Source organism: Methylobacterium sp. DB0501 (genome assembly GCF_011043735.1).
Taxonomy (GTDB): domain Bacteria; phylum Pseudomonadota; class Alphaproteobacteria; order Rhizobiales; family Beijerinckiaceae; genus Methylobacterium; species Methylobacterium alsaeris.
The window spans coordinates 136066-161911 of the sequence record NZ_JAAKGV010000016.1 but is presented as its reverse complement, the minus strand read 5'-3'; the positions used below and the strand labels follow the sequence as shown (position 1 = coordinate 161911).

Here is a 25846-nt window from a genome sequence, read left to right as displayed (position 1 = left end):
CCCCCCGGCTTGTGTGATGCAACCTCCGCCGTTGACGAACGCTTGATGGATCCAGGCCACACTCGGAACCGGGACAGTCCCGGCAGAGGTCAGGCGCCATGATGTGGGACGGCATCGCACTCTTCTCCGGCGCGCCCGTGCGGCGCTCAGCGGACGGCGTGCTGGGTGCCGCGGGTGCTCCCCCCTTGCGCGAGCCCGAGCGGCCGCGGCGGGCCAAGGTCGGCCTGGCGCTCGGCGGCGGCGCCGCCCGGGGCTGGTCCCATATCGGGGCGATCGAGGTGCTGCAGGAGTCCGGCATCCCCATCGACGTGGTGGCGGGCTGCTCGATCGGCGCCGCGGTCGGCGCGTGCCACGCCGCCGGCAAGCTCGGCGAATTGCGGGACTTCGCCCTGTCGCTGACCAAGCGCCGGGTGATGGGCCTGCTCGACTTCCACATCAGCGGTTCGGGGCTCATCGCCGGCGAGCGGCTGCGGCGGCTCCTGGAGCGCGACCTCGGCGCCGCCCGCATCGAGGATCTGCCGCTGACCTTCGCGGCGGTGGCGACCGAGCTCGGCACCGGCCACGAGATCTGGCTCACCCGCGGCGGCCTCGTCGAGGCGGTGCGGGCGTCCTATGCGCTGCCGGGCATCTTCGATCCGGTCAAGATCGCCGGGCGCTGGCTGATGGACGGGGCGCTGGTCAACCCGGTGCCGGTCACGGCGGCCCGGGCGCTGGGCGCCGACGTGGTCCTGTGCGTGAACCTCAACGGCGACATGCGGGTGCGCGGCACGGTGATCCAGTCGCACGGGGCGGAAGGGGCCGACGCGGTGATGGAGGCCGCCGCCGAAGCCGCCGGGGCGATGCCGGACGAGCCGCGGCGCTGGCCGCTGATCGGCGGCCGGCGCACCAAACCGAAGCCGCGGCCCGAGGCCGGCGCGCCGAGCGGCATCGCCAGCGTGATGGTCGACGCCTTCAACATCACCCAGGACCGGATCTCGCGCTCGCGGCTCGCCGGCGACCCGCCCGACGTGATGATCAACCCGAAGCTCGCCCAGATGGGCTTGTTCGAGTTCCACCGCGCCGAGGAGTGCATCGAACTCGGCCGGCAGGCCACGCGGCGCCTGCTGCCGGAGATCCACGAGATGATCGCGGCGGCGGTGACGCCGGTGTGAGGCGCGGGCCGCCCGACAGGGTGCCCTCCCGCGATCCTCGACCTCGTCCTGAGGCGTCGGTCGATCATGGATCGATTGACCTCGGAGGCTCCCCGAAACCACCGAGACCCCTGGCCCCTTCCTGCGAGGCCCATTTCGTGGGCCCCTCCGGACGAGGTCGAGGGTGCGAGGCTCGGATCGGGCTCGAATGGAGAAGGCCCGTCACGCCGTCGCGATGTATTCCCGCAGCGCCCGGTGCTCGGCCTCGACCGATTCGATGCGGTGCTTGACCACGTCGCCGATCGAGACGAGGCCGACGAGGCGGCCGTCCTCGACCACCGGGACGTGGCGGAAGCGCCCGTCGGTCATCAGCTCCATCACCTCGTCGACGGCGGTGGCGCGGCTGCAGCAGACCACCTTGGCGGTCATGTGCCGGGAGACCGGGCCTTCGAGCGCGGCGCCGCCGCCGCGGACCACCGCCCGGATGATGTCGCGCTCCGACAGCATGCCGAGGACGCTCTGGCCGGCATCGCTCACCACCAGGGCGCCGATGCCCTTCTCGGTCAGGAGGGCAGCCGCTTCCGCCAGCGTGCGGTGGGGCTGCACGGTCACCACGGTGCGGCCCTTCTGCGACAGGATGCGCGCAACGGTCATCAACACCTCCCTGCTCGGGCCCCCCGGCCTCGCGGTCCGGGCGGACGCTCGTTTGGAGGTCGAGTGTGTGACCGCCCGCCGGACGGCGCAAGCACCCCGGAAGTCGAAAGGCGTCATTCCCGGCGGGACTCAGCGTCGTCCGAGCCGCTCGACCAGGGGAAGCATCAGGAAACCGACGACGAAACCGCCGAGATGCGCGTCCCAGGCGACCGCCGAGTCGGTCAGGCCGAGCGGCAGGGCGACGAGGCCGAACAGCAGGTTGGTGACGAACCAGATGACCAGGAACACCACGGCCGAGCGGTTGCGCATCAGCTCCGGGATGGTCTGGAGCCGGGTCGGCACCGGGCGCTGCCACGGCAATGCGGCGATGCCTGCGGCCTCGACCGGCTGGAAGGCGAAGCGCACCGCCGCCGCCATCAGGCCCGACACGCCGGCCGAGGCGCCGATCAAGGGCACGGTGCTCAGGGGATCGATGAGGACGTGGAGCAGGCCGCCCGCCGCCGTCGAGACGAGGGCGATCACCCCGTAGCGCCAGGCGCCGCAGCGCCGCGCCACCGGCGTGCCGAAGGCCGCCAGCCACACGCTGTTGAGGAGCACGTGGGCCCAGGAGCCGTGCAGCAGCGCGTACGACACGAAGGTCCAGGGCATCGCCCCCGGATCGGCCACCAGGTAGGCGGCGAAGGCCTTGCGCGCCTCGACCTCGAGGGCACCGCCCTCCGAGGCGGCGGCCGCCCGCAGCACGTCGGCGGCCCGGCCGGGATCGAGGGCGAGTGTCCAGCGTGCCGGCACCAGCGCGAGGTCGAGGAGGAGGGTGATGTCCCAGACGTCGGGCAGCACCTGCCGCACGGCGTGGATCAGCACCAGGATCCCGACCGAGGCGGTGACCACGGCGGGCATGTTGAAGACCGGCACGCGCGGCGGTCGCGGGAGGTCGGGAGTGGCGTCCATGCGGCACCATTGCGGGGACGCGGGGCCGACCGCAAGGGAGGCCGGCGCCGCGGGTGGGCCGCATCGCGAGGAAACAGGTCGGCGGACGAAAAAAAGGGGAGAGCGTTGCCGCCCTCCCCGCAAGAGGGTGATCGCGCCCGGCCCATTGCGGGGCCGGGCACAGGACGCCGTCAGGACCGTGACGACGCGGGCCGGACCCGGCCCTCACCCCTTTTCACGCAGGCCGGCTTAGGGCGCCTCCGCGACCCCAGCCAGCCCGAAATCCCTGTCGTCCGCGACAATCGCGCGGGTGTGGGAGAAACGCAACATTGATGGTCCATTAACCCTAATAAAACCTTGCGCTCTCGCGGCTCGGCCGTTCGGCATACGGTCTGCTGAACCGAATCAGTGCAGCCGGCCTTCGTCCCGATCCGGGACAGGTGTCGGCGGCCCCTTGGACCGCCCGCCCCGATCCCGTACCAGACCGAAACGCCATGAAGCACCCGACCAGCCGCATGCTCCACGCCTACTGGAACGGCCTGCGCGGCGCCCGCGCCGCGCCGGAGCGGGGCGAGATCGAGCCCGGGGAGATCCGCCACGTCCTGGCCGACAGCCTGATCCTCGAGATCGACGCGCCGGACCAGGCCGCCACGGTCCGCCTCGCCGGCACCCGGCTCTGCGCGCTGTTCGGCGCGGAACTGCGCGGCCACGCCTTCGCCGGCCTGTGGGGCGAGGCCCCGGCGGCCGATCCGTGGCGGCTGATCGAGGTGGTGATCCAGGAGACGACCGGCGTGGTGGTCGGCCTCGTCGGGGTGACGGAAGCCGGCGAGACCCTCGATCTCGAATTGCTGCTCCTGCCCCTGCGCCACCGCGGCAAGACCCAGGCCCGGGTGATCGGCTCGCTGTCGCCGTCGGTGATCCCGACCTGGCTCGGCCTGCGCCCGATCGTGGCCCTGCGCACGGTGTCCCTGCGCATCCTCACCCCCGAGGCCAACGCCGCCCCGGCCCCGCTCGCGGCGCCCCCGCCGGCGGCCAACGACGAGCCGGGCCTCGCACGCCGCAAGCGCTTCGTGGTCCACCACGGCGGGCGGGCCTGACGGCACCGCCCGCGATGGTCGGCCTGACGGCGCCGCCCGCAACCTCCGCGTTTCCTTAACCGTTCCGGTGCAGGATCGTCCGCGCGGCCCGGGCCGCACCGGGAGGGTCGGGATCATGGCGAGCGTCCTGGGCAGCATGGCGGGCGGTATCGCGGGTGGCCTGGTGGGCAATCCGGCGGGCGGCGGCACGGGCCGGTCCGTCCTGTCGAGCCTGCGCCCCCTCGCCCTGAAGGCGGCGACCGAGCAGCGCCGGCATCGCCGCGTGGCGGTGGCCCTGCTGGGCCGCTACATGCTCTCCGACCGTCAGGAATATCCCTGCCAGACCGTCGACATGTCCCCCGGCGGGGTACGCCTGACCTGCGCGGTCGGCGGCGAGGTCGGCGAGCGCACCGTGATCTATCTCGAACATGTCGGGCGGATCGAGGGCACCATCGCCCGGCTCCTGCCGGACGGCTTCGCGGTGGCGATCAGCGCCACGACCCGCAAGCGCGACAAGATCGCCTCGCAGCTGACCTGGCTCGCCAACCGCGCGGTGCTCGGCCTGCCGGAGGACCGCCGGCACGAGCGCGTGGTGCCGCGCCAGGCCCTGACCACCCTGCGCCTCGACGGCGGGCGCGAGATCGCCGCCCGCATCGTCGACATCTCGCTGTCGGGCGCCGCGGTGTCCTGCGAGATCGAGTTGCCGCTTGAGACCAGCCTGACGGTCGGCCGCACCCCCGCCCGGGTGGTGCGCCAGTTCAAGGGCGGCGTCGCGGTGGAGTTCCGCCTGCCGCTGTCGCCGGACCGGTTCGACGAGAACCTGGTGCTGTAGGGCGGTTGCTGTCGATTCCTTGTCGGCCGCGCAGACCGGGCTTGGGCACCGATCCGCGCCCGGTCCGGACGACGCCGAGGGTTCGACCACCGTCAGCGTCAACGGGACTCCGCTTCCGACGGGCCGCTACAGCGCCCCTTCCCGGATCGACCCCGGATCCGCCAGCGCGTGGAGCAGGCCCGCGGCCGCGTGGGCGAAGCGCAGGGTCACGGCCTTGCGGCGGGCGCCGGCCAGGGGATGCTCGGGCGGGCCGCGCAGGATCTCGGCCCCGAAGGCGTCGGCGACGATCAGGCCGGTGTCCTCGGGCAGGATCTCCACCGGCAGCTCCGGCGGCACCGCGAAGTAGAAGCGGTCGCAGAAGTCGCGGTAATCAGGCCATTTCCGGTCGGCGCGGAAGTCGGCGACGCTCGACTTGATCTCGATGATCGTCAGCTTGCCGCACATCCCCAGCGCGATGAGGTCGGCGCGCCGGCCGTTGGCCAGGGTGAATTCCGGGATCGTGACGTGCCCCAGTTCGGCGAACAGGCGCCGCACGCCCCGCTGCACGCTGAGCGCGGTCGGCGATTGGCGGCGGTCGACGGGGAGCGAGAGGGCGAGGGCGGCGGACAAGGCTGTGGAGGAACGCTGATCGGGAGGTTGCCAAGGAGACCGAATCGGGAACGCCATCGGACCAGCTTCGGCCCTCGTTGTCACCTGCGGCCCATGTCGCAGGCCGCGCGGCCCCGCCGGACCTTCAGGATCCCCGGGACGGCCCCATGGCCCCCAGGGAGGACCCATACCCGGGAGAACCCATGCCCCGCGAGGACCCATGCCCCGGGAAAACCCATGCGCAGCGAAACCGGGTGGCGCGACGGACGTAGCGGTTGATCTCACGCGCCCGCTCGCCGATGGTCGCCGCCCCGGGGCCGCGCGAGACGGCCAGGAATGGGGCGGGAGGGAGCGACGGCATGGTGGGGCAGCACGCCGCCGAGGGACGAAAAACGGGACGGGCCGGCATGCGCCTCGTCGGCGGCACGGCGCTCGCCCACGACGACGCCGCGGTGCGTCTCGACGGCGTCAGCATCGCCTTCAGCCTCAAGGGGGCCAAGCGCTACGTCGCGGTCGAGAACATCGACCTCGGGGTGATGCCGGGCGAGTTCGTGGCGGTGGTCGGGCCGACCGGCTCGGGCAAGTCGACGCTGCTGAACGCCGCCGCCGGCCTGCTCAAGCCCGCCTCCGGCTCGGTCACGGTGTTCTCGTCCGCGCTGTCGGGCCTCAACGCGCGGGCCGGCTACCTCTTCCAGGCCGACGCCCTGATGCCGTGGAAGACGGCGCTCGACAACGTCGCGGTGGCGCTGGAGCCGCAGCGGGTGCCGCGCTCGGACGCGCTCGCGCGGGCCCGCGAGTGGCTGGCCCGGGTCGGGCTCACCGCCTTCGTCGACCGCTATCCGCACATGCTCTCGGGCGGCCAGCGCAAGCGCGTGGCCCTCGCCCAGATGCTGATCCGCGATCCCGAGATCCTGCTGATGGACGAGCCGTTCGGGCCGCTCGACGCGCAGACCCGGCAGATCATGGGCAACCTGCTCCTCGACTTGTGGGCGGCCAACCGCAAGGCGGTGATGTTCGTCACCCACGACCTGGAGGAGGCGATCGCTCTCGCCGACCGGGTGGTGGTGCTCTCCGCCGGCCCGGCCGCCCGAATCGTCGGCGAGTTCAAGGTCGATCTGGCGCGCCCGCGCGACATCAGCGAGATCCGCCTCGAGCCGCAATTCCACGCCCTCTACAAGGAGATCTGGTCGTGCCTGCGGGTCGAGGTCTCCCGCGCCTATGCCGGCGGCCCGGCGTGATGTCCCTTCAGAGACCTGTCCCGTGAACCGCCTCGGCCTCCTCGCCCTGCAGATCCTCGTCGGCCTCGTCGGCTTCGCGATCTGGCACGTGCTCACCGTCTATCCCATTCTCGGCGCGCCCAAGCAGATCCAGTTCTTCTTCTCGACCCCGGTCGAGGTGCTCAAGCGCACCTGGATGGAGATGACGAACCCGGAGATCTGGGGCCACCTGTGGATCACCCTGCAGGAGACGGTGCTGGCCTTCGTCTTCGGCGCGGCGGGCGGCATCGCCTTCGGGTTCCTGTTCGCCCGCAACGCGCTGCTGGCGGCCGTGTTCGACCCCTACATCAAGGCGGCGAACGCCCTGCCCCGGGTGGTGCTGGCGCCGATCTTCGCCCTGTGGTTCGGCCTCGGCATCTGGTCGAAGGTGGCGCTCGGCTTCACCCTGGTGTTCTTCATCGTGTTCTTCAACGTCTACCAGGGCGTGCGCGAGGTGAGTCCGGTGGTGCTGAACAACGCCCGGATGCTCGGCATGAGCGAGCGGGGCCTGCTGCGCCACGTCTACTGGCCCTCGGCGCTGACCTGGATGTTCTCCTCGCTCCACACCGCGGTCGGCTTCGCCCTGGTGGGCGCGGTGGTGGGCGAGTATCTCGGCTCGTCGGCCGGCCTCGGCTACAAGATCCACGAGGCCGAGAGCGTGTTCGACGTCACCGGGGTCTTCGCCGGGATGCTGATCCTGACCGTGTTCGTCATCGTGATCGACACGATCGTCACCCTGATCGAGAACCGCCTCCTGGTCTGGCGGCCGCAAGCCGGCGGCCAGAACTGAGAGACGGGAGCACTGCCTGGTCGCGCCGCAACCGGACAGTGCTCTCGGCATCTGATTTTGCCGCATTTCCTTCGACGAACCGGTATCCACTTCGTCGGAAAATGCTTTGGGGAGGATTTCCGAAATGCAACGCCGCAGCTTCCTCGCCGGCGCCGCCGCCCTGGCTCTCGCGCCGGCGGCTCCCGCCGAGGCCGACACCGTGAAGGTCCGCATCGGCGTCGGCGGCAAGCCGCTCCTCTACTACCTGCCGCTGACGATCGCCGAGAGGAAGGGCTTCTTCAAGGAGGAGGGGATCGAGGCCGAGATCAACGATTTCGGCGGCGGCGCCCGCTCGCTCCAGGCGCTGATCGGCGGCTCGGTCGACGTGGTGACGGGGGCCTACGAGCACACGATCCGGATGCAGGCCAAGGGTCAGGACGTGCGCGCCGTGTGCGAGCTCGGCCGCTTCCCGGCGATCGTGATCGGGGTGCGCAAGGACCTCGCCGGCACGGTGAAGACGGCCGCCGACCTCAAGGGCCGCAAGATCGGCGTCACGGCGCCGGGCTCCTCGACCTCGCTGACCGCGCAATACGCGATGATCAAGGCCGGGCTGAAGGCCAGCGACGCGGCCTTGATCGGGGTCGGCGGCGGGGCCGGCGCCATCGCGGCGATGAAGAAGGGCGAGATCGACGCGATCTCCCATCTCGATCCGGTGATCGCCAAGCTCGAGGCCGACGGCGACATTCAGGTCATCATCGACACCCGCACCGAGGCCGGCACCCGGGCCCTGTTCGGCGGGCCGAACCCGGCCGCGGTGGTCTACACCAAGCAGGACTGGATCGAGCACCACGCCGCCGCGACCCAGAAGGTCGTCAACGCCTTCGTCAAGTCGCTGAAGTGGATCGTCGCCGCCTCGCCCGAGGAGATCGCCGACACGGTGCCGCCGGCCTACCATTTCGGCGACAAGCCGCTCTACGTGCAGGCGGTGAAGAACTCGCTCGAGAGCTATTCCCGCACCGGGATCCCGACCCAGGAGGGCATGGCGAGCGTGCTGGAGCTGGTGCGCACCCTCGATCCCGAGCTGCAGGGCGCCAAGATCGACCTGGCGCAGACCGTCGAGGACCGGTTCGTCAAGCGGGCGATGGGTTGAAGGCTCACGCCCAGCCCACCCGGGCCGCGGGGCGCGGCCCGGGCGTGGCCGCCATGCGGCCCTTGCCGGCGGCCTTGGCGCGGTAGAGCGCCGCGTCTGCCTCGGCGAGGAGCGCCTCCGGGGTCATCCCCAGGGTCGCCCAGCCGATCCCGACGCTCAAGCCCACGCCGACCCCGATCTCGGTGGGGGCCTTCACGGCCTCGATCAGGCGCGCCGCCACGATTGCGGCCTCGCGGGCCCGCTCGCCGCTGGCCAGGATCACGAACTCGTCGCCGCCGAGCCGGGCCGCCTGCCATCCTTCCGGGATCGTGGCGCCGATCCGGCGGGCGACCTCCACCAGCAGGGCGTCGCCGGCGGCGTGGCCGAGGCAGTCGTTGACCGCCTTGAAGCCGTCGAGGTCGAGATAGAGCAGGGCGAGGTCGTCGGTCCCCCGTCTCAGCCGCGCGGCGAGCGTCTCCATCAGCCCGGTGCGGTTGCACAGGTCGGTCAGGGGATCGCGGGTGGCCCGGCGCTGGCTCTCGCGCTTGGCGAGCAGCACCTCGACATAGGTGCGGTTGAGCTGCGCCGTCGTCGCGCTCATCGCCGCCACGAACAGCAGGCCCAGGGCCACCCCGATCAGGAACCAAGTATCACGGTAATAGGCGAGCAGCGCCGCCTTCATCGGCACATCGCACAGGAAGATCATCGCGACGGCGAGGCGCGGAGCGGCATAGTTGCGGGTGACGATGCCGCTGAGGATCCCCATCATGGTCAGCGGCCCCAGGACCTGCAGCACCGTGTCGCCGCTCGTGACGCACAGGACCGTGGCGAGCCCGACCATGCCGGCCCAGGCGAGGCTCGTCGCGAGCATCAGGTCGGTCGGTGCCGGCCGGCCGGCCGCGGCCGCGCGGTGGAGCCGCCGGATCAGGACCAGGCGACCACCGAGCAGGGCAAGATCCGCCGCCAGCAGGCCGAGGAAGACCGGCCCCGGATGCCGGATCGCCGCCATGACCTCGATGGTCAGCATCCCCATCGCCCCCATCACCAGCGTGGGCGCGGAGGACAGGAGCGTCGCCAGCAGGCCGATCCTCAGGTCGGCTGGCAGGTCGCGGCCCGACTCCACGAGCCAGCGCAGGAGCGCGGCGCGGGGCAGCAGATAGGTCGGCGGCGCGTCTGGCATGGCACGGGTTCCGGGGACGGCCCCGTTCGGAACCGCGCCAGACAAGTCTGGCGCCGCGGCTTAAGAATCCATGAGATTCGCGGAGAATCCCCCACGATTACGGCCGTGGACGGACGAGAGGACGACGATATCCTTCACGGTGCCTGCCGCAAAGTCAGGTCCGCCGCAGCCAGTCGATCAATCCGGCGCCGGGCGCGAGCCAGACGAAGGCCCAGACGAAGGCCGAGGACAGGTTGGCGAGCCAGAACGCCAGCCGCGGCAGCAGCGCGACGCCGGCGACCAGCGGCACTACCGCCCGGGCCGGGCCGATGAAGCGGCCGACGAAGATCGCCCACGCGCCCCAGCGCTGGCAGAAGGTCTCGCCCTTCCGCACCATCTCGGGGTAGCGGCTGAGCGGCCACAGGCGCTTGGCGCCGTCCTTGTAGTAGCGGCCGATCTCGTAGGAGAGCCAGTCGCCCAGGATCGCCCCGATCGCCGCCCCGACCATCACCGGCAGGAACGGGATCGCGCCCGAGCCGATCAGCGCCCCGATCCCGATCAGGATGATGGTCGCCGGCACCAGGAGCGAGAGCACCGCCAGGGATTCGCAGAACGCGATGATCCCGGTGATCACCGGCGCCCAGGCCTGGTGGTCGCGCACGAAATCGATCACCGTGGTGCGTACGCTCTCGAAATCCATGGAGCCTGACCGTAGGTTGCCGGGTGGCGGGACAAGTCGGGGAGCCGGGCGGGCGTTCCCCCTCGGCTTGCTTAACCGGGGACGTGTGAGCGCCGCGTGAACCCGCCCTCGTGCCCTTAAAGGCGGTTGCCAGGAGCGCCCGGTTCCGGGAACGTTGCGGGCGTCGCTCCCCCGCGCGAGGTCTCGTGTCGCGATGAACGTCCTGTCGATCCAGTCCCACGTCGCCTACGGCCATGTCGGCAACGCCTCGGCGGTCTTCCCGATGCAGCGGCTCGGGGTCGAGGTGTGGGCGGTGCACACGGTGCAGTTCTCGAACCACACCGGGTACGGGGCCTGGCGCGGCCGGGTGTTCGACGGCCCGGCCATCGAGGAGCTGGTCGAGGGCATCGCCGAGCGCGGGGTGCTGCCCTCCTGCGACGGGGTCCTGTCGGGCTATATGGGCTCGGCCGATATCGGCACGGCGATCCTGCGGGCGGTGGCGCGGGTGCGGGCGGCGAACCCCGCGGCGCTCTATTGCTGCGATCCGGTGATCGGCGATGTCGGCCGCGGGGTGTTCGTGCGCCCCGGCATCCCGGAATTCATGCGCGACCACGCGGTGCCGGCCGCCGACCTCATCACGCCGAACCAGTTCGAGCTCGACTACCTGAGCGGGATCGAGAGCCGGACGCTGGCCGACGCGAAGGCTGCCGTGGCCGCCGTGCAGGCGAGCGGGCCGAAGGTGGTGCTCGTCACCTCGCTCCACACCGCGGAGACGCCCGACGACAGCATCGACATGCTGGCCGGCGAGGCCGGCCGGTTCTGGCGCCTGCGCACCCCGCGGCTGTCGCTCAGCGTCAACGGCGCGGGCGACGCCACCGCCGCCCTGTTCCTGGTGCATTACGCCCGCAGCCGCTCGGCCGGCGAGGCCCTGGGCGCCGCCGCCGCCTCGGTCTTCGGCCTTCTGCGCCGCACGGCGGAGGCCGGCGCGCGGGAGATCCTGACCGTGGCGGCGCAGGACGAGTTCGTGGCGCCCAGCCGGACTTTTCCGGTCGAGGCGGTGTGAGCCTGCGTCGAAACGTCGGGTTCAAAGCTCCGATACCAAGTCTCTCGAGCAGGGCCCGATCACGCTGCAATCGGCCCTGCTCTAGGTTTGTGATTTCGCGGCATTTTCTGCGACGAACCGGTTCCACTTCGCGGGAAAATGCTCTCAGCCACGAGCGTGAGGCGTGTGATCGCCCGCCCAAGTGGGTGGCACGGCTTGTCGCGACAGTCCCGGCCGTCACAGCCGAGGGTTGAGGGTCGCGGCTCTCGGCTTTGGGGTGTGCCGCACAAGAAGGATTTGGGTCGGATCGTTCCGAGCGTCGTCCGATCGTCCCTTCTCGGCTTGCCATCGGTATTTCCGGAGTTACAAAAATACGTGCCGATGGTTTGGGACGAGCGCAAGCGCGCGAGGAATTGCCAGCCTCCTCCCGGTGGTCACGGACTCGATTTCGCCGATGCTCGCGACCGCTTCCGATGGGATACCGCGGCGATCAGCGAGAGCTACAGCGGCAAGTCTGGCGGCGCACGATACATGGCAACCGGCTACCTCGACGGCAAACTCGTTACGCTGACCGTCTCGCTTCTCGGCACGGAGGCCATTTCCGCGATCCGTCTGCGAACCGCCAGCAATCGAGAGAGGAAGGCCTATGCGGCACGCTCCGAATGAACGAACGGTCCCGATGCTGCGTGAGGCCGAAGAGGCCGAGCTTCAGGCCCGGATGGCGGCGGATCCGGATGCTCGCGAAATGACGGAGGAGGAACTCGGCCGGATGCGCCCCGCCCGCGAGGTTCTGCCGCCGGCCCCGTTCGACGCCCTCACGAAGCAGCGCGGACGGCCGAGATCGCCGAGCAAACTCGTGCAGGTTACGCTGCGTCTCGATCCCGAGGCCCTGGAAGCCATCAGGGCGTCCGGCCCAGGCTGGCAGACCCGCATCAACGAGACGGTCAAGCGGGCTGCGAAAGGGCTCGGGTCGAACCGTTGATCCAGCCCGGGATCCGCGTGGGCAGCAGGCCTGTCGATCCGAACGATCCAGCCTTCTCAGGTGCCCCTGCCCAGTCCCGTCACGGCCGTTTCGCGAAACGGCCGTGACGGTTCCCCGCAGCGGCCGCCTCCGCCCCCGGGGCTTGCGCCCTCCCCCCGATCCGTGCTGCCTCGCCCCCGAACCCCGGCAAGGACGAGACACGGATGCCCGCACGCCGCTACGCCACCCTGGACGTGTTCACCGATACCCCGCTTGCCGGCAACCCGCTGGCGGTCGTGCTCGACGCCGAGGGGCTGGACGACGCCGCGATGCAGGCCATCGCCCGCGAGTTCAACCTGTCGGAGACGGTGTTCGTGCTGCCGCCGGCCGAGAGCCGGCACCGGGCGCGGCTGCGGATCTTCACGCCGGCCCAGGAACTCGCCTTCGCGGGCCATCCGACGGTCGGCACCGCGGTGCTGCTCGCCCTCGGCGACCGGCGGGCGGCGATCGCCGACGCGGTGGCCTTCGGGCTCGAGGAGCAGGTCGGGGTGGTGCCCTGCGTGGTCGAGACCGGGGACGGTGTCGGCCGCGCCCGCTTCCGCCTGCCGCGTCTGCCCGAGAGCTGGGGCGAGGAGCCGGACGCCACGCGCCTCGCCGGGGCGCTCGGCCTCGCGCCCTCCGAGATCGGGTTTTCCCGGCACCGGCCGAGCTGCTACAGCGCCGGCACGCCGTTCCACCTCGTCCCGGTCCAGAATCTCGACGCCTTGGGTCGGGCGCGGGCGAGCGCCGAATCCCTGACCGAGGCCCTCGGGCCCGGCGCCAAGGTCTTCCTCTATACCGGCGAGACGGGGGACCCACGCCATAGCTTCCGCGCCCGAATGTTCGCGCCCGCCGCCGGCATCGCCGAGGACCCGGCGACCGGCGGCGCGGTCGCGGCCTTCGCGGGCGCCCTGATGCAGTACGAGCCCCTCGGCAGCGGCACCCACGACCTCACGATCGCGCAGGGGTTCGAGATGGGCCGGCCGAGCGAGATCGCGCTCCAGCTCACCATCGAGGACGGCGCCCTGCGGGCGGCCGAGATCGGCGGCAGCGCCGTCCTGATCTCCGAGGGCGAGCTGCGCCTGTGACGGTCACCATCACCCCTTGCCGCCGCGTCGAGGCCGCCGTGGTCTCGCACGACTGGGGCTGGGCGCGCGAGAACCGGGAGCGGATCGCCGCCCATTGGGAGGCGCGCCGGGCGGCGCGCCCGGCGATGTTCAACGGCACGGTGCTGATGCTGCGCCGCTGGGCGCTCGCCGACGGCGTGCTGACGGCCGAGCTGTTCGAGGCCGAGTACGCCGCCCTCACCGCCCTCAAGGATTGGGGGTTCCCGGACGGAGGCGTCCTCAACGTCTTCGCCGCCGTCGTGCCGCGCACGGCCGACGGCACCTTCATCCTCGGCGAGATGGGCCCGCACACCGCCGCCGCGGGCCGCGTCTACTTCCCCTGCGGCACGCCGGACCCGACCGATATCGGCCCGGACGGCCGCGTCGACCTCGCGGCGAGCGCCTTGCGCGAATTGCGCGAGGAGACCGGCCTCGTCGCCCCCGAAGGACCGGATCCCGGCTGGACGATCGTGCGCGACGGCGGCCTGATGGCGCTCCTGCGCCCGGTGCCGCTCAGCGACGACGAGGCGAGCGTGACGGCGAGCATCGCCGCCCACCTCGCGGCGGACGCGGAGCCGGAACTGTCGGCGATCGTCGCCGTGCGCGGGGTGGCGGATCTCGATCCGGCCCGGATGCCGGGCTTCGTCCGGCACTACCTCGCGAGCGTGCTGGCCTGAGCGGAGACCGCGCGACCAAGCCTCGATACGGTTCACAGCAGGAGCCCGCCCCGCTACGCTCGCGCCAAGGCGCCCGGACGTGGCGCCCCTCGGGAGCCGCCATGAAGACGATGCCGACGATCGCGACCCTGGCGCTCATCGGGGGCGGCCTCGCCGCCGGTCCGGCGGCGGCGGAGGTGACGCGGTTCGAGACGATCTCCGCCGAGATGCCGGCCTTGCAGGGCCGCAGCTTCGGCACCCGCGGCCGGGCGGAGAAGATCACCGGGCGGGCGACCATCGCCCTCGACCCCGCCGATCCCCGCAACGCGGTCATCGCCGACATCGCACTCAGCCCCCGCAACGCCGAAGGGCGGGTCGAGGCCACCGCCGACGTGGTGCTGCTGCGCCCCGAGCGCCCGAACGGACTCCTGCTGGTCGAGATCCCCAATCGCGGCCGCAAGCTGATCGGCCCGCTGGTCGAGGGCAGCGCGACCGAGGCGTCGGGCCGGCTCGAACAGGCCGACGATGCCGGCCGGGGATTCCTGCTGGCGCAGGGCTATACCCTCGCCTGGATCGGCTGGCAGGGCGACATCGCACCCCATGACGGTCGAGCCGGGGCCGGCATGGGCATCCGCCTGCCGGTGCTCGCCGGGGTCACCGGACCGTCGCGCGAGGAATGGAGCTTCGAGAACACCCAATCCCCGGTCGAGGCGCCGCTGACCTGGCCGGCCGCCGAGCTCGATCCGGCGAAGGCCCGTCTCACCGTGCGGGCGAAGCCCGAGGATCCGCGCGCCACCCCGCCCGGCCTGTCGTTCCGCTTCCTCGACGCGAAGCGCATCGCGATCACCAGGCCCGCCGGGTTCGACGGCAGCGCGCTCTACGAATTGAGCTACACCGCCCGCGACCCGGCGGTGATGGGCTTGGGGCTCGCGGCGATCCGCGACGTCGCGACCTTCCTGCGCCACGACGCGAGCGACCGGAATCCCCTCGCCGCGCGGGGGCGCAGCACCATCGACCGGGCGGTTGGCTTCGGCATCTCGCAATCGGGCCGGGTCTTGCGCGACCTGCTCTATCTCGGCCTCAACGAGGACGAGCAGGGCCGGATGGTGTTCGACGGGATGATGCCGCACATCGCCGGCAGCCGGCGCAGCTTCACCAATGCCCGCTTCGCCCAGCCCGGCCGCAATCCCGGCCCGCATCTCGACCGCTACTACCCGGCCGACCAGTTCCCCTTCGCCTACGCGACGACGACCGACGCCCTGACGGGCAGGCGCGACGGGCTGTTCCTGCGCTGCCGGCTCTCCAACACCTGCCCGAAGCTGATGCATGTCGACAGCGAGTACGAGCTGTGGGGCTCGCGCGGGGCGCTGGTGACCACCGACACGCGCGGCGCCGACTTAGGCCAGCCGCCGGAGGTCCGCGTCTACATGGTCACCGGTGCCCCGCATTTCGCGAACCCGGATGCGAAGACCGCGACCGATCCCGCTTGCGCCCTGCCGGTGAGCCCGCTCCATGCCGGCGCCGCGTCGCGGGCGCTCCTCACCGCCCTGGATTCCTGGGTCACCGACGGCGTCGCGCCGCCGGCGAGCCGCTACCCGTCCCGGGCCGACGGCACGCTGGGTGCCCCCGCCCATCTCTACCCGCCGATTCCCGGCCTGCCCTATACCGGGCTCTACAACCCGGCCGAATGGGTCGAACCGGGGAATCCGCCGGTGGTGCGCGGCACCTATCCGCTGCTGCTGCCGAAAGTCGGTCCCGACGGCAACACCCTGGCGGGCATCCGCCTGCCGCTGATCGAGGCGCCGCGGGCGACCTACACCGCCTGGAACCCGACCCGCGGCACCGCCGCCGGCACCTTGTGCAACCAGAAGGGCGGCGTGCTCCCCTTCGCGGCGACCAAGGCGGCGGCGGACGCCGCCCACGACCCGCGGCCCTCCCTGGAGGAGCGCTACCCGGAGCCGAACGCCTACGCGGCCGCCGTGAAGGCGGCGGCCGACCGGATGGTGGCCGAGCGCACGCTGCTGCCGGCCGATGCCGCCGAGATGGCCAAGGAGGCGGACGAGGGGCGGCTGGCGCGGTGAGGCCCGGGACCCGCGGGCCCATCCGCGGGTTTCCGCTCGACACTCATAGCGGATACGCCATGATCGCCACGCTCGTCGCACTCGTCCGGGACGCCGCCGCGCAGGCCCGTCTCGTCGCCCGCAGCTACCCCGCGGGCTGCAGCGCCGACGCTCTGCCCTGGACCGTGATCAAGCCGTTCGACGACCACGTCCGGGGAAACGTCGAGCGCGATCCCCGGATCGAGGACGGCCGCGACCAGGTCTTGATCGCCGCCGTGAACCTCGCCGAGGCGAGACCGGGCGACGAGGACGACGTCCCCGAGCGCGGGCGCCTGGTGAAGGCGATCAACGACCTCGAATGGGTGGTGCTGAGCCGGGGCATCGCCAACCGGGCGGCGGCGGCCTCGGGTTACGGTGAAGCCGGGGAACGGCTGCGGGAGGCGGCGCGCCGGCCCTCGCCCTGACCTGCGCCCCGGTCGGCCGGGTTGCGCTTCGGCGCGGCCCGTGCAAATCTGCCTAAAGGTCAATATCCGATTACTTGAGACATGCCGGCCGGCAGACCCCGTGCGTCGTGCGGTCATACCGGCGTTTTTGACACTAGCCATCGTCATCCCGGGCTCCGCCACGCGACCTCGCGATGACGTCGAGCAATATCGATGGGGAGGCCGGATCGCCTGGATCCGGTGGAACATCGTCTCACGCCTGCAGGGTCGGGCGATCGTCGGACATCGAGCGTCCCGCCATGCATCAAGACCTTCTCACCATCGCCACCGTCTTCGGCCTCTACGCCCTCGCGGTCCTGAGCCCGGGGCCGAGCTTCGCCCTCGTCACCCGGCTCGCGGTCTCGGGCTCGCGCTCCGCGGCGCTCGGCGCGACCTGCGGGCTCGCCCTCGCCTCCGGGTTCTATGCCGTACTCACCATGGCGGGCTTGAGCCTGGTCCTGGCCCGCGTGAGCTGGCTCGCCAGCGTGGTTCAGGTCGCGGGCGGCTGCTACCTCGTCTATCTCGGGTGCATGGCGTGGCTGTCCGGCAAGCCGGGCGCGGCCGCCTCGCGACCGGGCGCGACGTCCCGGCAGGTGCGGCAGGGCCTGCGTGACGGGATCGTCGTCAACCTTCTCAACCCGAAGGGGATCGCGTTCTTCCTCAGCCTCTACGCCGTGGCGGTCCCGCCGGGCACGGCTCTGTGGGCCAAGGCGGTGATCCTGCTCGGCAGCTTCGCGATCGAGGTCGCCTGGTACGGCGCGGCGGCGGTGCTGCTCTCCAGCCCCTCGGCTCGCGCCGCCTATGGACGGTTCGGGCGCTGGATCGAGCGCGGGATCGGGACAGTGCTGGCGGCCATCGGCCTGCGGCTCATCACCGAGAAGCTGTGAGACGAAGTCCGGACGGACCCCGTCCGGACTTCGTCTCACCCGCCCGCGCGGTGGAGCCGCAGGCTCCCCTCGCTCGAGCGAAGCCGACCTCCGCATCGCGACCGCGATTGCGCAGCAATCGCCGAGCAATCGATCGGAAGTCGCATCACCGGCTTGGGAGGCGCCTCGGTCCGGGCGTCTCGGCCCACCTCGAGCTGCTGACATCCGCACCTGCGCACCATGCCTTTCGACCTTGCGCGCGACACGGGACGCAGCGCCGGCCGGGACCGCCCTTGCGGCCCGGGCCCCACCTCCGTAAGACCTATCAAGTGACTGGACATAAAGACGAATTAGTTTGATTCCAAACTACCGCAGCCCCGGGGCGACGTGCGCGGGGCCTCGATCCCGGTGACCTCCTCCCCGGCGATCCGCGAAGCGCGGGGGGCGCTCGCGGCCCTGCGCCCGCTCGCCCCGTTCTTCTGCCTCTACGTCGCCTTCGGGGCGACGCTCGGCTTCCTGTCCGGGGGCGCGCCGCTGATCCTGCGGGCGCGGGGCCTCGACCTCGCCGAGGTCGGGCTGCTGCAGCTCATCAACCTGCCGGTCGGTCTGACCTTCCTGTGGGCCGCCCTCCTCGACCGGGTGCGTCTGCCGTTTCTCGGCCACCGCCTCGGCTGGATCGTCGCGGCGCAGGGCACGACGGTGGCGCTGCTGGCGGGTTTGAGCCTCGGCGAGCACTGGCCGCTTCCGGCCCTGCTGGCCCTCGCGGTCGCCGTCTGTGCGGGCATCGCCACCATGGACATCGCCCTCGAGGCCCTGGTGGTGGAGACGGTGCCGGCGGAAAGGCGGGCCTTCGTCGCCTCGGCCAAGCTCTGCGGCGCCTCGCTCGGCGGCATCCTGGGGGTCGGAGTGCTGGTCGGCTCCTACGACGTCCTCGGCTGGCGGGCGGCGGTGCTGGCCTGCGCGGCGCTCGACGCGCTCTGCCTCCTGCCGATCCTCGCCTATCCGGAGGCCAGGCTGCAGGGTGTCGGGGCTGCGCCGGAACGCTGGTCCGGCTCGGTGGCGCGCCTGCGGGCGCTCGCCGGCCGCATCGCGGCGCTCGGCGCCTACTTCGCCGCCGCCTACCTCATCGGCGGCCCCAACACCCTGGCGCTCCTCGATCTCGGGGTGCCGCTCGCCCGGGTCGGGGCGTTGACCGGCACCGTCCTGCCCGCGGTCAACCTCGTGATGGCGCTCGTCGCCGGCGGCCTCGCGGCCCGGTTCGGCACCGTGCGGCTGGTCGCGGCGGGCGGGCTCGGCGTGCTCGCCGCCGGCGGCCTGATGGCGGCGGCCTGCGCGGTGCGGTCGGAGGAGCTGGCTTTGGCCGCCACGGTCCTGAACTACGTCTTCGGCGGTGTCCTCGGGGTGCCGGTGTTCAACATGATCTATCGCTGGGCGCAGGGGCCGCGGCCCGCCACCGATTACGCGCTGCTGTTCGGCGCCGCCTTCTTCGCCGCCATGCCACTGCGGGTCGCCGCCCCGGCGCTCGCCGGCTGGGCCGGCTGGCCGGGCTACTTCGCCGCCGCGATGCCGCTCTACGCCGCGTCGCTCGCCTGGCTGGCGCTGACCATCGCCCGCACCCGGCGGGCGGACCGCCCATGACGCCCGAGATCGCCGCCGCCGTGCCGGCCTCGCTCGGCACCTACCGCGAGGGCGTGGCCGCGGGCCCCGGCGGGCCGCAGGCAACCCCCCTGGCGGCTTTGCACGACCCCACGGTGTTCGACGCCGCGCTCGCGGCCTTCGAAGCCGGGCTCGGGGTCGCGCCGGGCACGGCCGACCGGCGGGCCCTCGTCTCGTACTGGAGCCAGTTCTACCTCGCGCCGCTCGCCACCCCGGCGATGACGGCCCTGGTGCGCCTCCGGCAGCCGCTGCCGCTCGCCTTCGCGACGACGAGCCTCGAACTCGACGCGGCCGGCCGCCCGGCCCGCTTCCTGGTCCAGCCCGAGGCGGCGTGCCGAATGCCCTGCCGCTCCGCAGGGCTGGCGAGCCTCGTCGAGGACCACCTGCGGCCCTTCGTCGAGCTGTGCCGGGCCCGCTGCGGCATCGCCCCCCGGGTGATCTGGGGCAATGCCGCGGTGATCCTCGACCACGTCGCCCGCGAGCTCGGCGAGCCCGAGACCCTGGCCTGCCCTGAGGTGGCGACCTGCCTCGGCTGGTGCGGCGGACCACCCTGCGCCAAGAATCCGCTCGCCCAGGCCCTGTGCGCGGCGGGCGGCAGCCGGCGCCGCCGCGTCTGCTGCCTGCGCCGGCGCCTGCCGGGGGTGGCATCCTGCGGCGGGTTGTGTCCGGTCCAGGAGGGCGGAGGGTGCTGCGGGGCGGCGTCCTGAGTCGGATCCGGCCCGCCGCGATCGGGAGTGCCGCGTCTCATCGATCCGGCGACGGCGGCAACGCCGCCACCAGCGCCGCCAGGAACGCCTGCACCGCCCGCGGCAGCCGCCGGTCGCGCAGGGTCTGGATCTCGATGCTGCGGGCGAGGCTCCGGGCGGACCGGATCGGCAGCACCTGGAACGCGTCGCGCCAGCCCTCGCCCTGCAGCACGATCGACGACATCAGGGTGAGGCCGCGCGTACGGCGCACGAAGGGCAGGATGGCCGAGAGGACGTTCGAGGTGAGCACCGGCTCGATCGCGATGCCCTCCGCCGCGCAGGCCGCGTCGAGGATGGTGCGCAGGGTGGTGTCGCGGGGCAGGAGCGCCACCGGATAGGCGGCGAGGTCGGACAGACCGATCAGCCGCCGCCCGGCGAGCGGATGGTCGGGGGCGCAGCACGCCACCATGTCGAGGCTGGTGCGGTAGGCCACCGCGGTGTCGGCCGACGGCTCCAGGCTGAAGGTCAGCCCGAGATCGGCCTCGCCCTGGACGACCCGCTGGGTGACCTGGCCCGGCGGCAGCGCGCTCAGCTCGAAGCGGATGCCCGGATGGCGGGCGTGGAACGCGGTGATCACGCCGGGCACGAGGTCGATGGCGAAGGCCTCGGTGGTGGCGATGCGCACGAGGCCGCGGCGCAGGCCTTCCAGCTCCTGGATCTCGGTGACCACCTGCTCGGCGCTCAGCAGCACCTGATGGGCGTGGCGCGCCAGCAATTCGCCCGCCTGGCTCAGCACCATGCCGCGCGGCCGGCGCTCGAAGAGCGGGGAGGCGAGCTCGGCCTCCAGGTTGGCGATCTGGCGGCTGATCGCCGAGGGGGCGACGTTGAGCCGGCTCGAGGCCGCCGCGATCGTGCCGTCGCGGGCCACCGCCAGGAAGTAGCGCAACGCCGTGGTCTGCATCGCAACCCTCTGCCTTGCCGTTTCGGCAACGACCCTATCGATAAATTCGTCTTGCTGCGATCGGATCTGCGCAACATCCTGGCAGGGTGAATTTTGCGGCAGTGCAACACGGCGGGTGAGACGCCCGCGCTGCCCCCGACGGGACGGAGCCGACATGCCGACACGGATCGACGCGGGCCGGATGCGCAAGATGGGCCTCGCGCTCGCAAGTCTCCTCCTCGCCGGGACGGCGGACCCGGCCTGGGCCGGCAAGGCCAACGACACCCTGGTCTACGCCTCGGACAGCGAGCCGGAGAACCTGAGCCCCTACCACAACAACCTCCGCGAGGGGGTGATCCTGGCCCGCAACGTCTGGGATACTCTTCTCTACCGCGACCCGAAGACCGGCGAGCACCAGCCGATGCTGGCCACCGCCTGGACCTGGGTCGACCCGGTCACCCTCGACCTCACCATCCGCGACGGCGTGACCTTCCACAACGGCGATCCCCTGACGCCCGAGGACGTCGCCTTCACGTTCAACTACGTGCTGACGCCCGAGGCGAGGATCATCACCAAGGGCAACGTCGACTGGATGAAGTCGACCGAGGTGACCGGGCCGCACAGCGTGCGCATCCTTCTCAAGGCGCCGTTCCCGGCCGCCCTCGAATACCTGTCGGGCCCGACCCCGATCCTGCCCGCCGCCTACTTCAAGAAGGTCGGCCTCGACGGCTTCAGCAAGGCGCCCGTCGGCACCGGTCCCTACCGCATCGTCTCCGCCGAGAGCGGCAAGGGCGTGAATATGGTGCGCAACGAGAAGTACTGGCCGGGCAGCCCGATCGGAAAGGCGAAGATCGGCAAGCTCGAATTCCGCATCATCCCGGACGGCGACAGCCGGATGGCCGAATTGATGACCGGCGGCGTCGACTGGATCTGGCGCGTGCCGACCGACCAGGCCGAGCAGCTCAAGAACGATCCGACGCTCACCGTGGTCTCCGCCGAGACGATGCGGGTCGGCTTCCTGCAATTCGACGTGCTGGGCCGCGCCCAGGAGAATTCCCCGCTCAAGGACGTGCGGGTACGCCAGGCGATCGCCCACGCCATCGACCGCAAGGCGATGGTCGACAACCTAGTGCGCGGCGGCTCCCGGGTGATGAACGCGCTCTGCTTCGTCGAGCAGTTCGGCTGCACCGACGAGGGCGTGCCGCGCTACGATTACGACCCGGCCAAGGCGCGGACGCTGCTCAAGGAGGCCGGCTACCCCAACGGCCTCGACATCGACCTCTCGGCCTATCGCGAGCGCGACTATGCCGAGGCGGTGATCGGCTACCTGCGCGCCGTCGGCATCCGGGCGAAGCTCAACTACCTGCGCTACGCGGCCATGCGCGACGCGATGCGGGCCGGCAAGACCTCGATCGGCTACCAGACCTGGGGCTCGTTCTCGATCAACGACGTCTCGGGCTTCACCGGGATCTACTTCCGCGGCGGCGAGGAGGACCTGGCCCGCGACCCCACGGTGATCGCCGACCTCCAGGCCGGCGACACCAGCACCGATCCGGGCACCCGCAAGGCGAAATACGCCGCGGCGCTGACGCGCATCGGTGCCCAGGCCTACGCGCTGCCGATGTTCTCCTACCCGTCGAACTACGCCTTCACGGCGGACCTCGCCTTCACCGCGCAGACCGACGAGGTGCCGCGCTTCTACGCGGCCTCGTGGAAGAAATAGGGGCGCCGCCATGCTCCGCTTCGCGCTGCGGCGCATCCTGGTGGCGGTCGGCGTCGCGCTGACCGTCTCGGTGGCGAGCTTCCTGCTCCTTCACCTCTCGGGCGACCTCGCCACCGCCATCGCCGGCCCGGAGGCGACCGGCGCGCAGATCGCGGCGATCCGCGCCCAGCACGGGCTCGACCGGCCGCTGGCGGTGCAGTTCGGCGCCTGGGCCTGGCAGGCGCTGCACCTCGATTTCGGGCGCTCGTTCTACTTCCCCGAGCAGGTGACCGACCTGCTCGCCGCCCGGCTCCCCGTCACCCTGACCCTCGGCGTGATCGCGCTCGCCGTGGCCCTGCTGGTGGCGATCCCGCTCGGCGTGCTGGCGGCCTTCCACCGCGACACCTGGATCGACCGGACGGCGCTCGCGGTCTCGGTGCTGGGCCAGGCGATGCCGAGCTTCTGGTTCGGCCTCACCCTGATCCTGATCTTCTCGGTCAACCTGCGCTGGCTGCCGGTCTCCGGGAACGCGACCTGGAAGCACTTCATCCTGCCGGCGGTGGCGCTCGGCTACTACGCGATGCCGGCGGTGATGCGGCTCACCCGCAACGGCATGCTGGAGGTCCTGTCCTCGGACTACGTCCGCACCGCCCGCGCCAAGGGTCTGCCCCCGCGCAAGATCCTGATCCGCCACGCCTTGCGCAACGCGGTGATCCCGGTGATCGCGCTCGCCGCGGTGCAGTTCGGCTTCATGCTCGGCGGCTCGATCGTGATCGAGGCGGTGTTCTCGCTCCAGGGTCTCGGCCAGCTCGCCTGGGAATCGATCGCCCGCAACGACTTCCCCGTCGTCCAGGCGATCGTGCTGGTGCTGGCGATGATCTACATCGCGCTCACGCTCGCCGCCGACCTCCTCAACGCCCTCCTGGATCCGAGGCTGCGCGCATGACCGTCCGGCCCGCCGCCCCTCTCGCTCCGGCAACAGCCGCGCCCTCTGCCGAGATCGTCCTGCCCCCGGCGCGCTCGCCGGCCGCCATCGCGCTCCGGCGCGGGCTGTCGCATGGCGGCTTCCTGATCGGGGCCGGCATCGTCGGCATCATCGTGCTCGCGGCGCTCGCCGCGCCGCTCATCGCCCCGCACGACCCTTACGCCCAGGACGTATCGCGCCGGCTGATCCCGCCGTTCTGGCACGCCAAGGGCAGCGCCGAGCATTGGCTCGGCACCGACAAGCTCGGGCGCGACTACCTGAGCCGCCTGATCTATGGCAGCCAGATCTCGCTGCTGATCGGCCTCTCGGCCGCCCTGATCTCGGGGGTGATCGGCACCGCGCTCGGGGTGCTCGCCGGCTATTACGGCGGCCGCGTCGACGCGGTGGTGAGCTACGTCGTCACCACCCGGCTCGCCCTGCCGGTGGTGCTGGTGGCGCTCGCCATGGCCTCGCTGGTCGGCGGATCGCTGAAAGTCGTGGTGCTGGTGCTGGGCCTGCTGCTCTGGGACCGCTTCGCCGTGGTCACCCGCGCGGCGACCCGGCAGGTGCGGGCCCAGGACTTCGTCGCCGCGGCAAAAGCCGCGGGCTTCGGGCCGGTGCGGATCCTCGCCCAGGAGATCCTGCCCAACATCCTCAACGCCCTGATCGTGGTGGCGACGCTCGAGATGGCGCACGCGATCCTGCTCGAGGCGGCCTTGTCCTTCCTCGGCCTCGGCGTGCAGCCGCCGCTGCCGTCCTGGGGGCTGATGATCGCCGAGGGCAAGCCGTACATGTTCTTCCAGCCCTGGGTCATCACCATCCCGGGCGTGGCGCTGCTGGTCCTGGTGCTCGGCATCAACCTGCTCGGCGACGGCGTGCGCGACATCACCGCGCCGGAGGGGCGGAATTGAGGGTATGTCCGGCGGGATGAAACGGCGCCGGCCAGGCTTCCATCGATCGGTGGTCAGGAACTAACATCCACCCCTTCCACACGCGTACGGAAAGTCCTTCTCCATGTCGCGAAGCGACGAAACCCCCTCCATGTCGCGAAGCGACGAAATCCCCCCCATGTCGCGACGCGACGCCATCGCACTGGCCCACCGGCATTTCGACGACGGCGACTTCCTCGCCGTGCTCCGCGAGGCGGTCGGGCTGCCGACCGAGAGCCAGGCCCCGGGCCAGGGACCGGCGCTCGCCGCCTATCTCGACCGGTTCATGATCCCCCTGGTGTCGCGGCTCGGCTTCGAGACCCGGATCGTCGACAACCCGAAGCCGGGGGCCGGGCCGTTCCTGATCGCCACGCGGCACGAGGGCGACGCCCTGCCGACGATGCTCACCTACGGCCACGGCGACACGGTGCGGAACTACCCCGAGCAGTGGCGCGAGGGCCTGCACCCGCTTAGCGTCACGGTCGAGGGCGAGCGCTGGTACGGCCGCGGCACCGCCGACAACAAGGGCCAGCATCTGATCAACCTCGGCGCGCTCGCGGCGGTGATGCAGGCCCGCGGCGGCCAGCTCGGCTTCAACGTCAAGCTGCTGATCGAGATGGGCGAGGAGGCCGGCTCGCCGGGCCTGCGCGAGGTCTGCCGGGCGGAAGGAGCGGCGCTGGAATCCGATCTCCTCATCGCCTCCGACGGGCCGCGGATCGAGGCGGCGCGGCCGACGATGTTCCTGGGCTCGCGCGGCGGCTATACCTTCGAGCTGGTGGTTGCCTTGCGCGAGGGCGGCCACCATTCGGGCAATTGGGGCGGGCTCCTGCGCAATCCCGGCACGGTGCTGGCGAGCGCCATCGCGAGCCTCGTCGACGGGCAGGGCCGCATCCTCCTCGACGCCCTTCGCCCGCCGGCGATCCCCGAGGGCGTGCGCGCGGCGCTCGCCGACATCACGGTCGGGGGCGATCCGAACGCGCCGGCGATCGACGAGGGCTGGGGCGAGCCGGGCCTGTCCCCGGCCGAGCGGGTCTTCGCCTGGAACACCCTGGAGGTCCTGGCCTTCAAGTGCGGCGACCCGGACGGACCGCAGAACGCCGTACCGCCCTCCGCCAAGGCGACGATGCAGCTGCGCTTCGTCGTCGGCACCGACTGGCAGGGGCTGCTGCCGGCGATCCGCCGCCACCTCGACGAGAACGGCTTTCCCATGGTCGAGGTGCGGGAGACCCGCACCGAGGTGTTTCGCGCCACCCGTCTTCCCGTCGAGGATCCGTGGGTGGAGTGGGCGCTGGCCTCGATCGCGGCGAGCACGGGCAAGCGTCCGGCCCTGCTGCCGAATCTCGGCGGCTCGCTGCCGAACGACGCCTTCTCGGAGATCCTCGGCCTGCCGACCTTGTGGGTGCCGCATTCCTACCCGGCCTGCTCGCAGCACGCGCCGGACGAGCACCTGCTGGGCTCTTCGACCCGCGAGGCGCTGGGGCTGATGGCGGGACTGTTCTGGGACCTCGGCGAGACCGGGCCGGCGGTCCTGGCCGGGCGCAAGGCGGCGGCTTGAGAG

26 protein-coding genes are annotated in these 25846 nt (G+C 71.8%); 20 read left to right on the top strand and 6 right to left on the bottom strand.

Translation table 11 applies throughout. From position 1 onward, the window contains the following. The first annotated feature begins 98 nt into the window (after positions 1-98). Positions 99-1151: a patatin-like phospholipase family protein gene (locus G4G93_RS22715; protein ID WP_165087397.1), complete on the top strand. Its 1053-nt coding sequence runs from the start codon at positions 99-101 to the stop codon at positions 1149-1151. Between the two features lie 201 nt (positions 1152-1352). On the opposite strand, the gene G4G93_RS22710 is transcribed toward G4G93_RS22715, so the two are convergent. Together G4G93_RS22710 and G4G93_RS22705 are read right to left on the bottom strand one after the other, a co-directional pair. Continuing rightward, entirely contained in the window at positions 1353-1784 is a 432-nt protein-coding gene (locus G4G93_RS22710) for a CBS domain-containing protein (protein ID WP_165087396.1), read from the bottom strand. Positions 1785-1913: 129 nt separating this feature from the next. Next, the gene (locus tag G4G93_RS22705; RefSeq protein ID WP_165087395.1) at positions 1914-2732 is read right to left on the bottom strand and encodes a rhomboid family intramembrane serine protease; all 819 of its coding nucleotides are present in this window, start codon (positions 2730-2732) and stop codon (positions 1914-1916) included. A gap of 473 nt (positions 2733-3205) precedes the next feature. Here G4G93_RS22705 and G4G93_RS22700 point away from each other — a divergent pair, with 473 nt between their 5' ends. Next, positions 3206-3808, top strand: a complete 603-nt coding sequence (locus tag G4G93_RS22700) for a PAS domain-containing protein (protein WP_165087394.1) — start codon at positions 3206-3208, stop codon at positions 3806-3808. A 115-nt stretch (positions 3809-3923) separates the two neighbouring features. Continuing rightward, the gene (locus G4G93_RS22695) at positions 3924-4619 is read left to right on the top strand and encodes a PilZ domain-containing protein (protein ID WP_246736953.1); all 696 of its coding nucleotides are present in this window, start codon (positions 3924-3926) and stop codon (positions 4617-4619) included. A gap of 126 nt (positions 4620-4745) precedes the next feature. Here the strand turns inward: G4G93_RS22695 and G4G93_RS22690 are convergent, their stop codons facing one another. Continuing rightward, a complete protein-coding gene (locus tag G4G93_RS22690; protein ID WP_246736952.1) occupies positions 4746-5228 on the bottom strand; it encodes an MmcB family DNA repair protein in 483 nt (160 codons plus the stop codon). 386 nt (positions 5229-5614) lie between these two features. Here G4G93_RS22690 and G4G93_RS22685 point away from each other — a divergent pair, with 386 nt between their 5' ends. The 3 genes from G4G93_RS22685 (at position 5615) to G4G93_RS22675 (ending at position 8382) form a co-directional block, all read left to right on the top strand. Then, a complete protein-coding gene (locus G4G93_RS22685) occupies positions 5615-6445 on the top strand; it encodes an ABC transporter ATP-binding protein (protein ID WP_246736958.1) in 831 nt (276 codons plus the stop codon). A 22-nt stretch (positions 6446-6467) separates the two neighbouring features. Continuing rightward, positions 6468-7253, top strand: a complete 786-nt coding sequence (locus tag G4G93_RS22680; protein WP_165087388.1) for an ABC transporter permease — start codon at positions 6468-6470, stop codon at positions 7251-7253. Between the two features lie 124 nt (positions 7254-7377). After that, on the top strand, positions 7378-8382 hold the full coding sequence (locus G4G93_RS22675; RefSeq protein WP_165087387.1) for an ABC transporter substrate-binding protein: 1005 nt from the start codon (positions 7378-7380) through the stop codon (positions 8380-8382). A gap of 4 nt (positions 8383-8386) precedes the next feature. Here the strand turns inward: G4G93_RS22675 and G4G93_RS22670 are convergent, their stop codons facing one another. Together G4G93_RS22670 and G4G93_RS22665 are read right to left on the bottom strand one after the other, a co-directional pair. Continuing rightward, entirely contained in the window at positions 8387-9541 is a 1155-nt protein-coding gene (locus G4G93_RS22670) for a GGDEF domain-containing protein (protein ID WP_165087385.1), read from the bottom strand. Positions 9542-9695: 154 nt separating this feature from the next. Then, positions 9696-10220 (bottom strand): DedA family protein, encoded by a 525-nt coding sequence (locus tag G4G93_RS22665; protein WP_165087383.1) that lies wholly within the window; start codon positions 10218-10220, stop codon positions 9696-9698. A 193-nt stretch (positions 10221-10413) separates the two neighbouring features. Between G4G93_RS22665 and pdxY the strand changes: the two genes are divergently transcribed. From pdxY to fhuF, 10 genes are all read left to right on the top strand, one after another. Beyond that, complete coding sequence (gene pdxY, locus G4G93_RS22660; protein ID WP_165087381.1) at positions 10414-11262, top strand: pyridoxal kinase PdxY; 849 nt, start codon at positions 10414-10416, stop codon at positions 11260-11262. 258 nt (positions 11263-11520) lie between these two features. Next, a complete protein-coding gene (locus G4G93_RS22655; protein ID WP_246736951.1) occupies positions 11521-11907 on the top strand; it encodes a BrnT family toxin in 387 nt (128 codons plus the stop codon). A gap of 13 nt (positions 11908-11920) precedes the next feature. Continuing rightward, entirely contained in the window at positions 11921-12223 is a 303-nt protein-coding gene (locus tag G4G93_RS22650) for a BrnA antitoxin family protein (protein ID WP_246736950.1), read from the top strand. Positions 12224-12426: 203 nt separating this feature from the next. Next, the gene (locus tag G4G93_RS22645; protein ID WP_165087378.1) at positions 12427-13329 is read left to right on the top strand and encodes a PhzF family phenazine biosynthesis protein; all 903 of its coding nucleotides are present in this window, start codon (positions 12427-12429) and stop codon (positions 13327-13329) included. After that, complete coding sequence (locus tag G4G93_RS22640) at positions 13326-14024, top strand: NUDIX hydrolase (protein ID WP_165087376.1); 699 nt, start codon at positions 13326-13328, stop codon at positions 14022-14024. Before G4G93_RS22645 ends, G4G93_RS22640 begins: the two co-directional genes overlap by 4 nt. A gap of 101 nt (positions 14025-14125) precedes the next feature. After that, the gene (locus tag G4G93_RS22635) at positions 14126-16084 is read left to right on the top strand and encodes an alpha/beta hydrolase domain-containing protein (protein WP_281409725.1); all 1959 of its coding nucleotides are present in this window, start codon (positions 14126-14128) and stop codon (positions 16082-16084) included. A gap of 59 nt (positions 16085-16143) precedes the next feature. Then, positions 16144-16527, top strand: coding sequence for a hypothetical protein (locus tag G4G93_RS22630; protein WP_165087374.1), 384 nt, complete (start codon positions 16144-16146; stop codon positions 16525-16527). Positions 16528-16805: 278 nt separating this feature from the next. After that, positions 16806-17432 carry a LysE family translocator gene (locus tag G4G93_RS22625; protein WP_165087372.1) on the top strand — a complete coding sequence of 209 codons (627 nt, stop codon included), beginning with the start codon at positions 16806-16808 and terminating at the stop codon, positions 17430-17432. A 387-nt stretch (positions 17433-17819) separates the two neighbouring features. Then, positions 17820-19049 (top strand): MFS transporter, encoded by a 1230-nt coding sequence (locus tag G4G93_RS22620; RefSeq protein ID WP_312892213.1) that lies wholly within the window; start codon positions 17820-17822, stop codon positions 19047-19049. Next, on the top strand, positions 19046-19774 hold the full coding sequence (gene fhuF, locus G4G93_RS22615) for a siderophore-iron reductase FhuF (RefSeq protein ID WP_165087370.1): 729 nt from the start codon (positions 19046-19048) through the stop codon (positions 19772-19774). Before G4G93_RS22620 ends, fhuF begins: the two co-directional genes overlap by 4 nt. Before the next feature lie 37 nt (positions 19775-19811). Here the strand turns inward: fhuF and G4G93_RS22610 are convergent, their stop codons facing one another. Beyond that, the gene (locus G4G93_RS22610; protein WP_165087368.1) at positions 19812-20714 is read right to left on the bottom strand and encodes a LysR family transcriptional regulator; all 903 of its coding nucleotides are present in this window, start codon (positions 20712-20714) and stop codon (positions 19812-19814) included. Between the two features lie 181 nt (positions 20715-20895). Here G4G93_RS22610 and G4G93_RS22605 point away from each other — a divergent pair, with 181 nt between their 5' ends. The 4 genes from G4G93_RS22605 to G4G93_RS22590 all read left to right on the top strand — a co-directional run bounded on the left by G4G93_RS22605 (position 20896) and on the right by G4G93_RS22590 (position 25843). Beyond that, positions 20896-22416: an ABC transporter substrate-binding protein gene (locus G4G93_RS22605; RefSeq protein WP_165087469.1), complete on the top strand. Its 1521-nt coding sequence runs from the start codon at positions 20896-20898 to the stop codon at positions 22414-22416. Positions 22417-22426: 10 nt separating this feature from the next. Further along, on the top strand, positions 22427-23341 hold the full coding sequence (locus tag G4G93_RS22600; RefSeq protein ID WP_165087366.1) for an ABC transporter permease: 915 nt from the start codon (positions 22427-22429) through the stop codon (positions 23339-23341). Beyond that, positions 23338-24270: an ABC transporter permease gene (locus G4G93_RS22595; RefSeq protein WP_165087365.1), complete on the top strand. Its 933-nt coding sequence runs from the start codon at positions 23338-23340 to the stop codon at positions 24268-24270. Before G4G93_RS22600 ends, G4G93_RS22595 begins: the two co-directional genes overlap by 4 nt. 157 nt (positions 24271-24427) lie before the next feature. Continuing rightward, positions 24428-25843 carry a M20 family metallopeptidase gene (locus G4G93_RS22590; protein ID WP_165087363.1) on the top strand — a complete coding sequence of 472 codons (1416 nt, stop codon included), beginning with the start codon at positions 24428-24430 and terminating at the stop codon, positions 25841-25843. Positions 25844-25846: the final 3 nt, after the last annotated feature.

What these genes read in the sequence shown, in the direction of transcription:
- G4G93_RS22715 (WP_165087397.1), top strand. Translation starts at nt 99, where the DNA reads ATGATGTGGGACGGCATCGCACTCTTCTCCGGCGCGCCCGTGCGGCGC.
- G4G93_RS22710 (WP_165087396.1), bottom strand. Translation starts at nt 1,784, where the DNA reads ATGACCGTTGCGCGCATCCTGTCGCAGAAGGGCCGCACCGTGGTGACC.
- G4G93_RS22705 (WP_165087395.1), bottom strand. Translation starts at nt 2,732, where the DNA reads ATGGACGCCACTCCCGACCTCCCGCGACCGCCGCGCGTGCCGGTCTTC.
- G4G93_RS22700 (WP_165087394.1), top strand. Translation starts at nt 3,206, where the DNA reads ATGAAGCACCCGACCAGCCGCATGCTCCACGCCTACTGGAACGGCCTG.
- G4G93_RS22695 (WP_246736953.1), top strand. Translation starts at nt 3,924, where the DNA reads ATGGCGAGCGTCCTGGGCAGCATGGCGGGCGGTATCGCGGGTGGCCTG.
- G4G93_RS22685 (WP_246736958.1), top strand. Translation starts at nt 5,615, where the DNA reads ATGCGCCTCGTCGGCGGCACGGCGCTCGCCCACGACGACGCCGCGGTG.
- G4G93_RS22675 (WP_165087387.1), top strand. Translation starts at nt 7,378, where the DNA reads ATGCAACGCCGCAGCTTCCTCGCCGGCGCCGCCGCCCTGGCTCTCGCG.
- G4G93_RS22670 (WP_165087385.1), bottom strand. Translation starts at nt 9,541, where the DNA reads ATGCCAGACGCGCCGCCGACCTATCTGCTGCCCCGCGCCGCGCTCCTG.
- G4G93_RS22665 (WP_165087383.1), bottom strand. Translation starts at nt 10,220, where the DNA reads ATGGATTTCGAGAGCGTACGCACCACGGTGATCGATTTCGTGCGCGAC.
- pdxY (WP_165087381.1), top strand. Translation starts at nt 10,414, where the DNA reads ATGAACGTCCTGTCGATCCAGTCCCACGTCGCCTACGGCCATGTCGGC.
- G4G93_RS22650 (WP_246736950.1), top strand. Translation starts at nt 11,921, where the DNA reads ATGCTGCGTGAGGCCGAAGAGGCCGAGCTTCAGGCCCGGATGGCGGCG.
- G4G93_RS22645 (WP_165087378.1), top strand. Translation starts at nt 12,427, where the DNA reads ATGCCCGCACGCCGCTACGCCACCCTGGACGTGTTCACCGATACCCCG.
- G4G93_RS22635 (WP_281409725.1), top strand. Translation starts at nt 14,126, where the DNA reads ATGAAGACGATGCCGACGATCGCGACCCTGGCGCTCATCGGGGGCGGC.
- G4G93_RS22630 (WP_165087374.1), top strand. Translation starts at nt 16,144, where the DNA reads ATGATCGCCACGCTCGTCGCACTCGTCCGGGACGCCGCCGCGCAGGCC.
- G4G93_RS22625 (WP_165087372.1), top strand. Translation starts at nt 16,806, where the DNA reads ATGCATCAAGACCTTCTCACCATCGCCACCGTCTTCGGCCTCTACGCC.
- fhuF (WP_165087370.1), top strand. Translation starts at nt 19,046, where the DNA reads ATGACGCCCGAGATCGCCGCCGCCGTGCCGGCCTCGCTCGGCACCTAC.
- G4G93_RS22610 (WP_165087368.1), bottom strand. Translation starts at nt 20,714, where the DNA reads ATGCAGACCACGGCGTTGCGCTACTTCCTGGCGGTGGCCCGCGACGGC.
- G4G93_RS22605 (WP_165087469.1), top strand. Translation starts at nt 20,896, where the DNA reads ATGCGCAAGATGGGCCTCGCGCTCGCAAGTCTCCTCCTCGCCGGGACG.
- G4G93_RS22600 (WP_165087366.1), top strand. Translation starts at nt 22,427, where the DNA reads ATGCTCCGCTTCGCGCTGCGGCGCATCCTGGTGGCGGTCGGCGTCGCG.
- G4G93_RS22595 (WP_165087365.1), top strand. Translation starts at nt 23,338, where the DNA reads ATGACCGTCCGGCCCGCCGCCCCTCTCGCTCCGGCAACAGCCGCGCCC.
- G4G93_RS22590 (WP_165087363.1), top strand. Translation starts at nt 24,428, where the DNA reads ATGTCGCGACGCGACGCCATCGCACTGGCCCACCGGCATTTCGACGAC.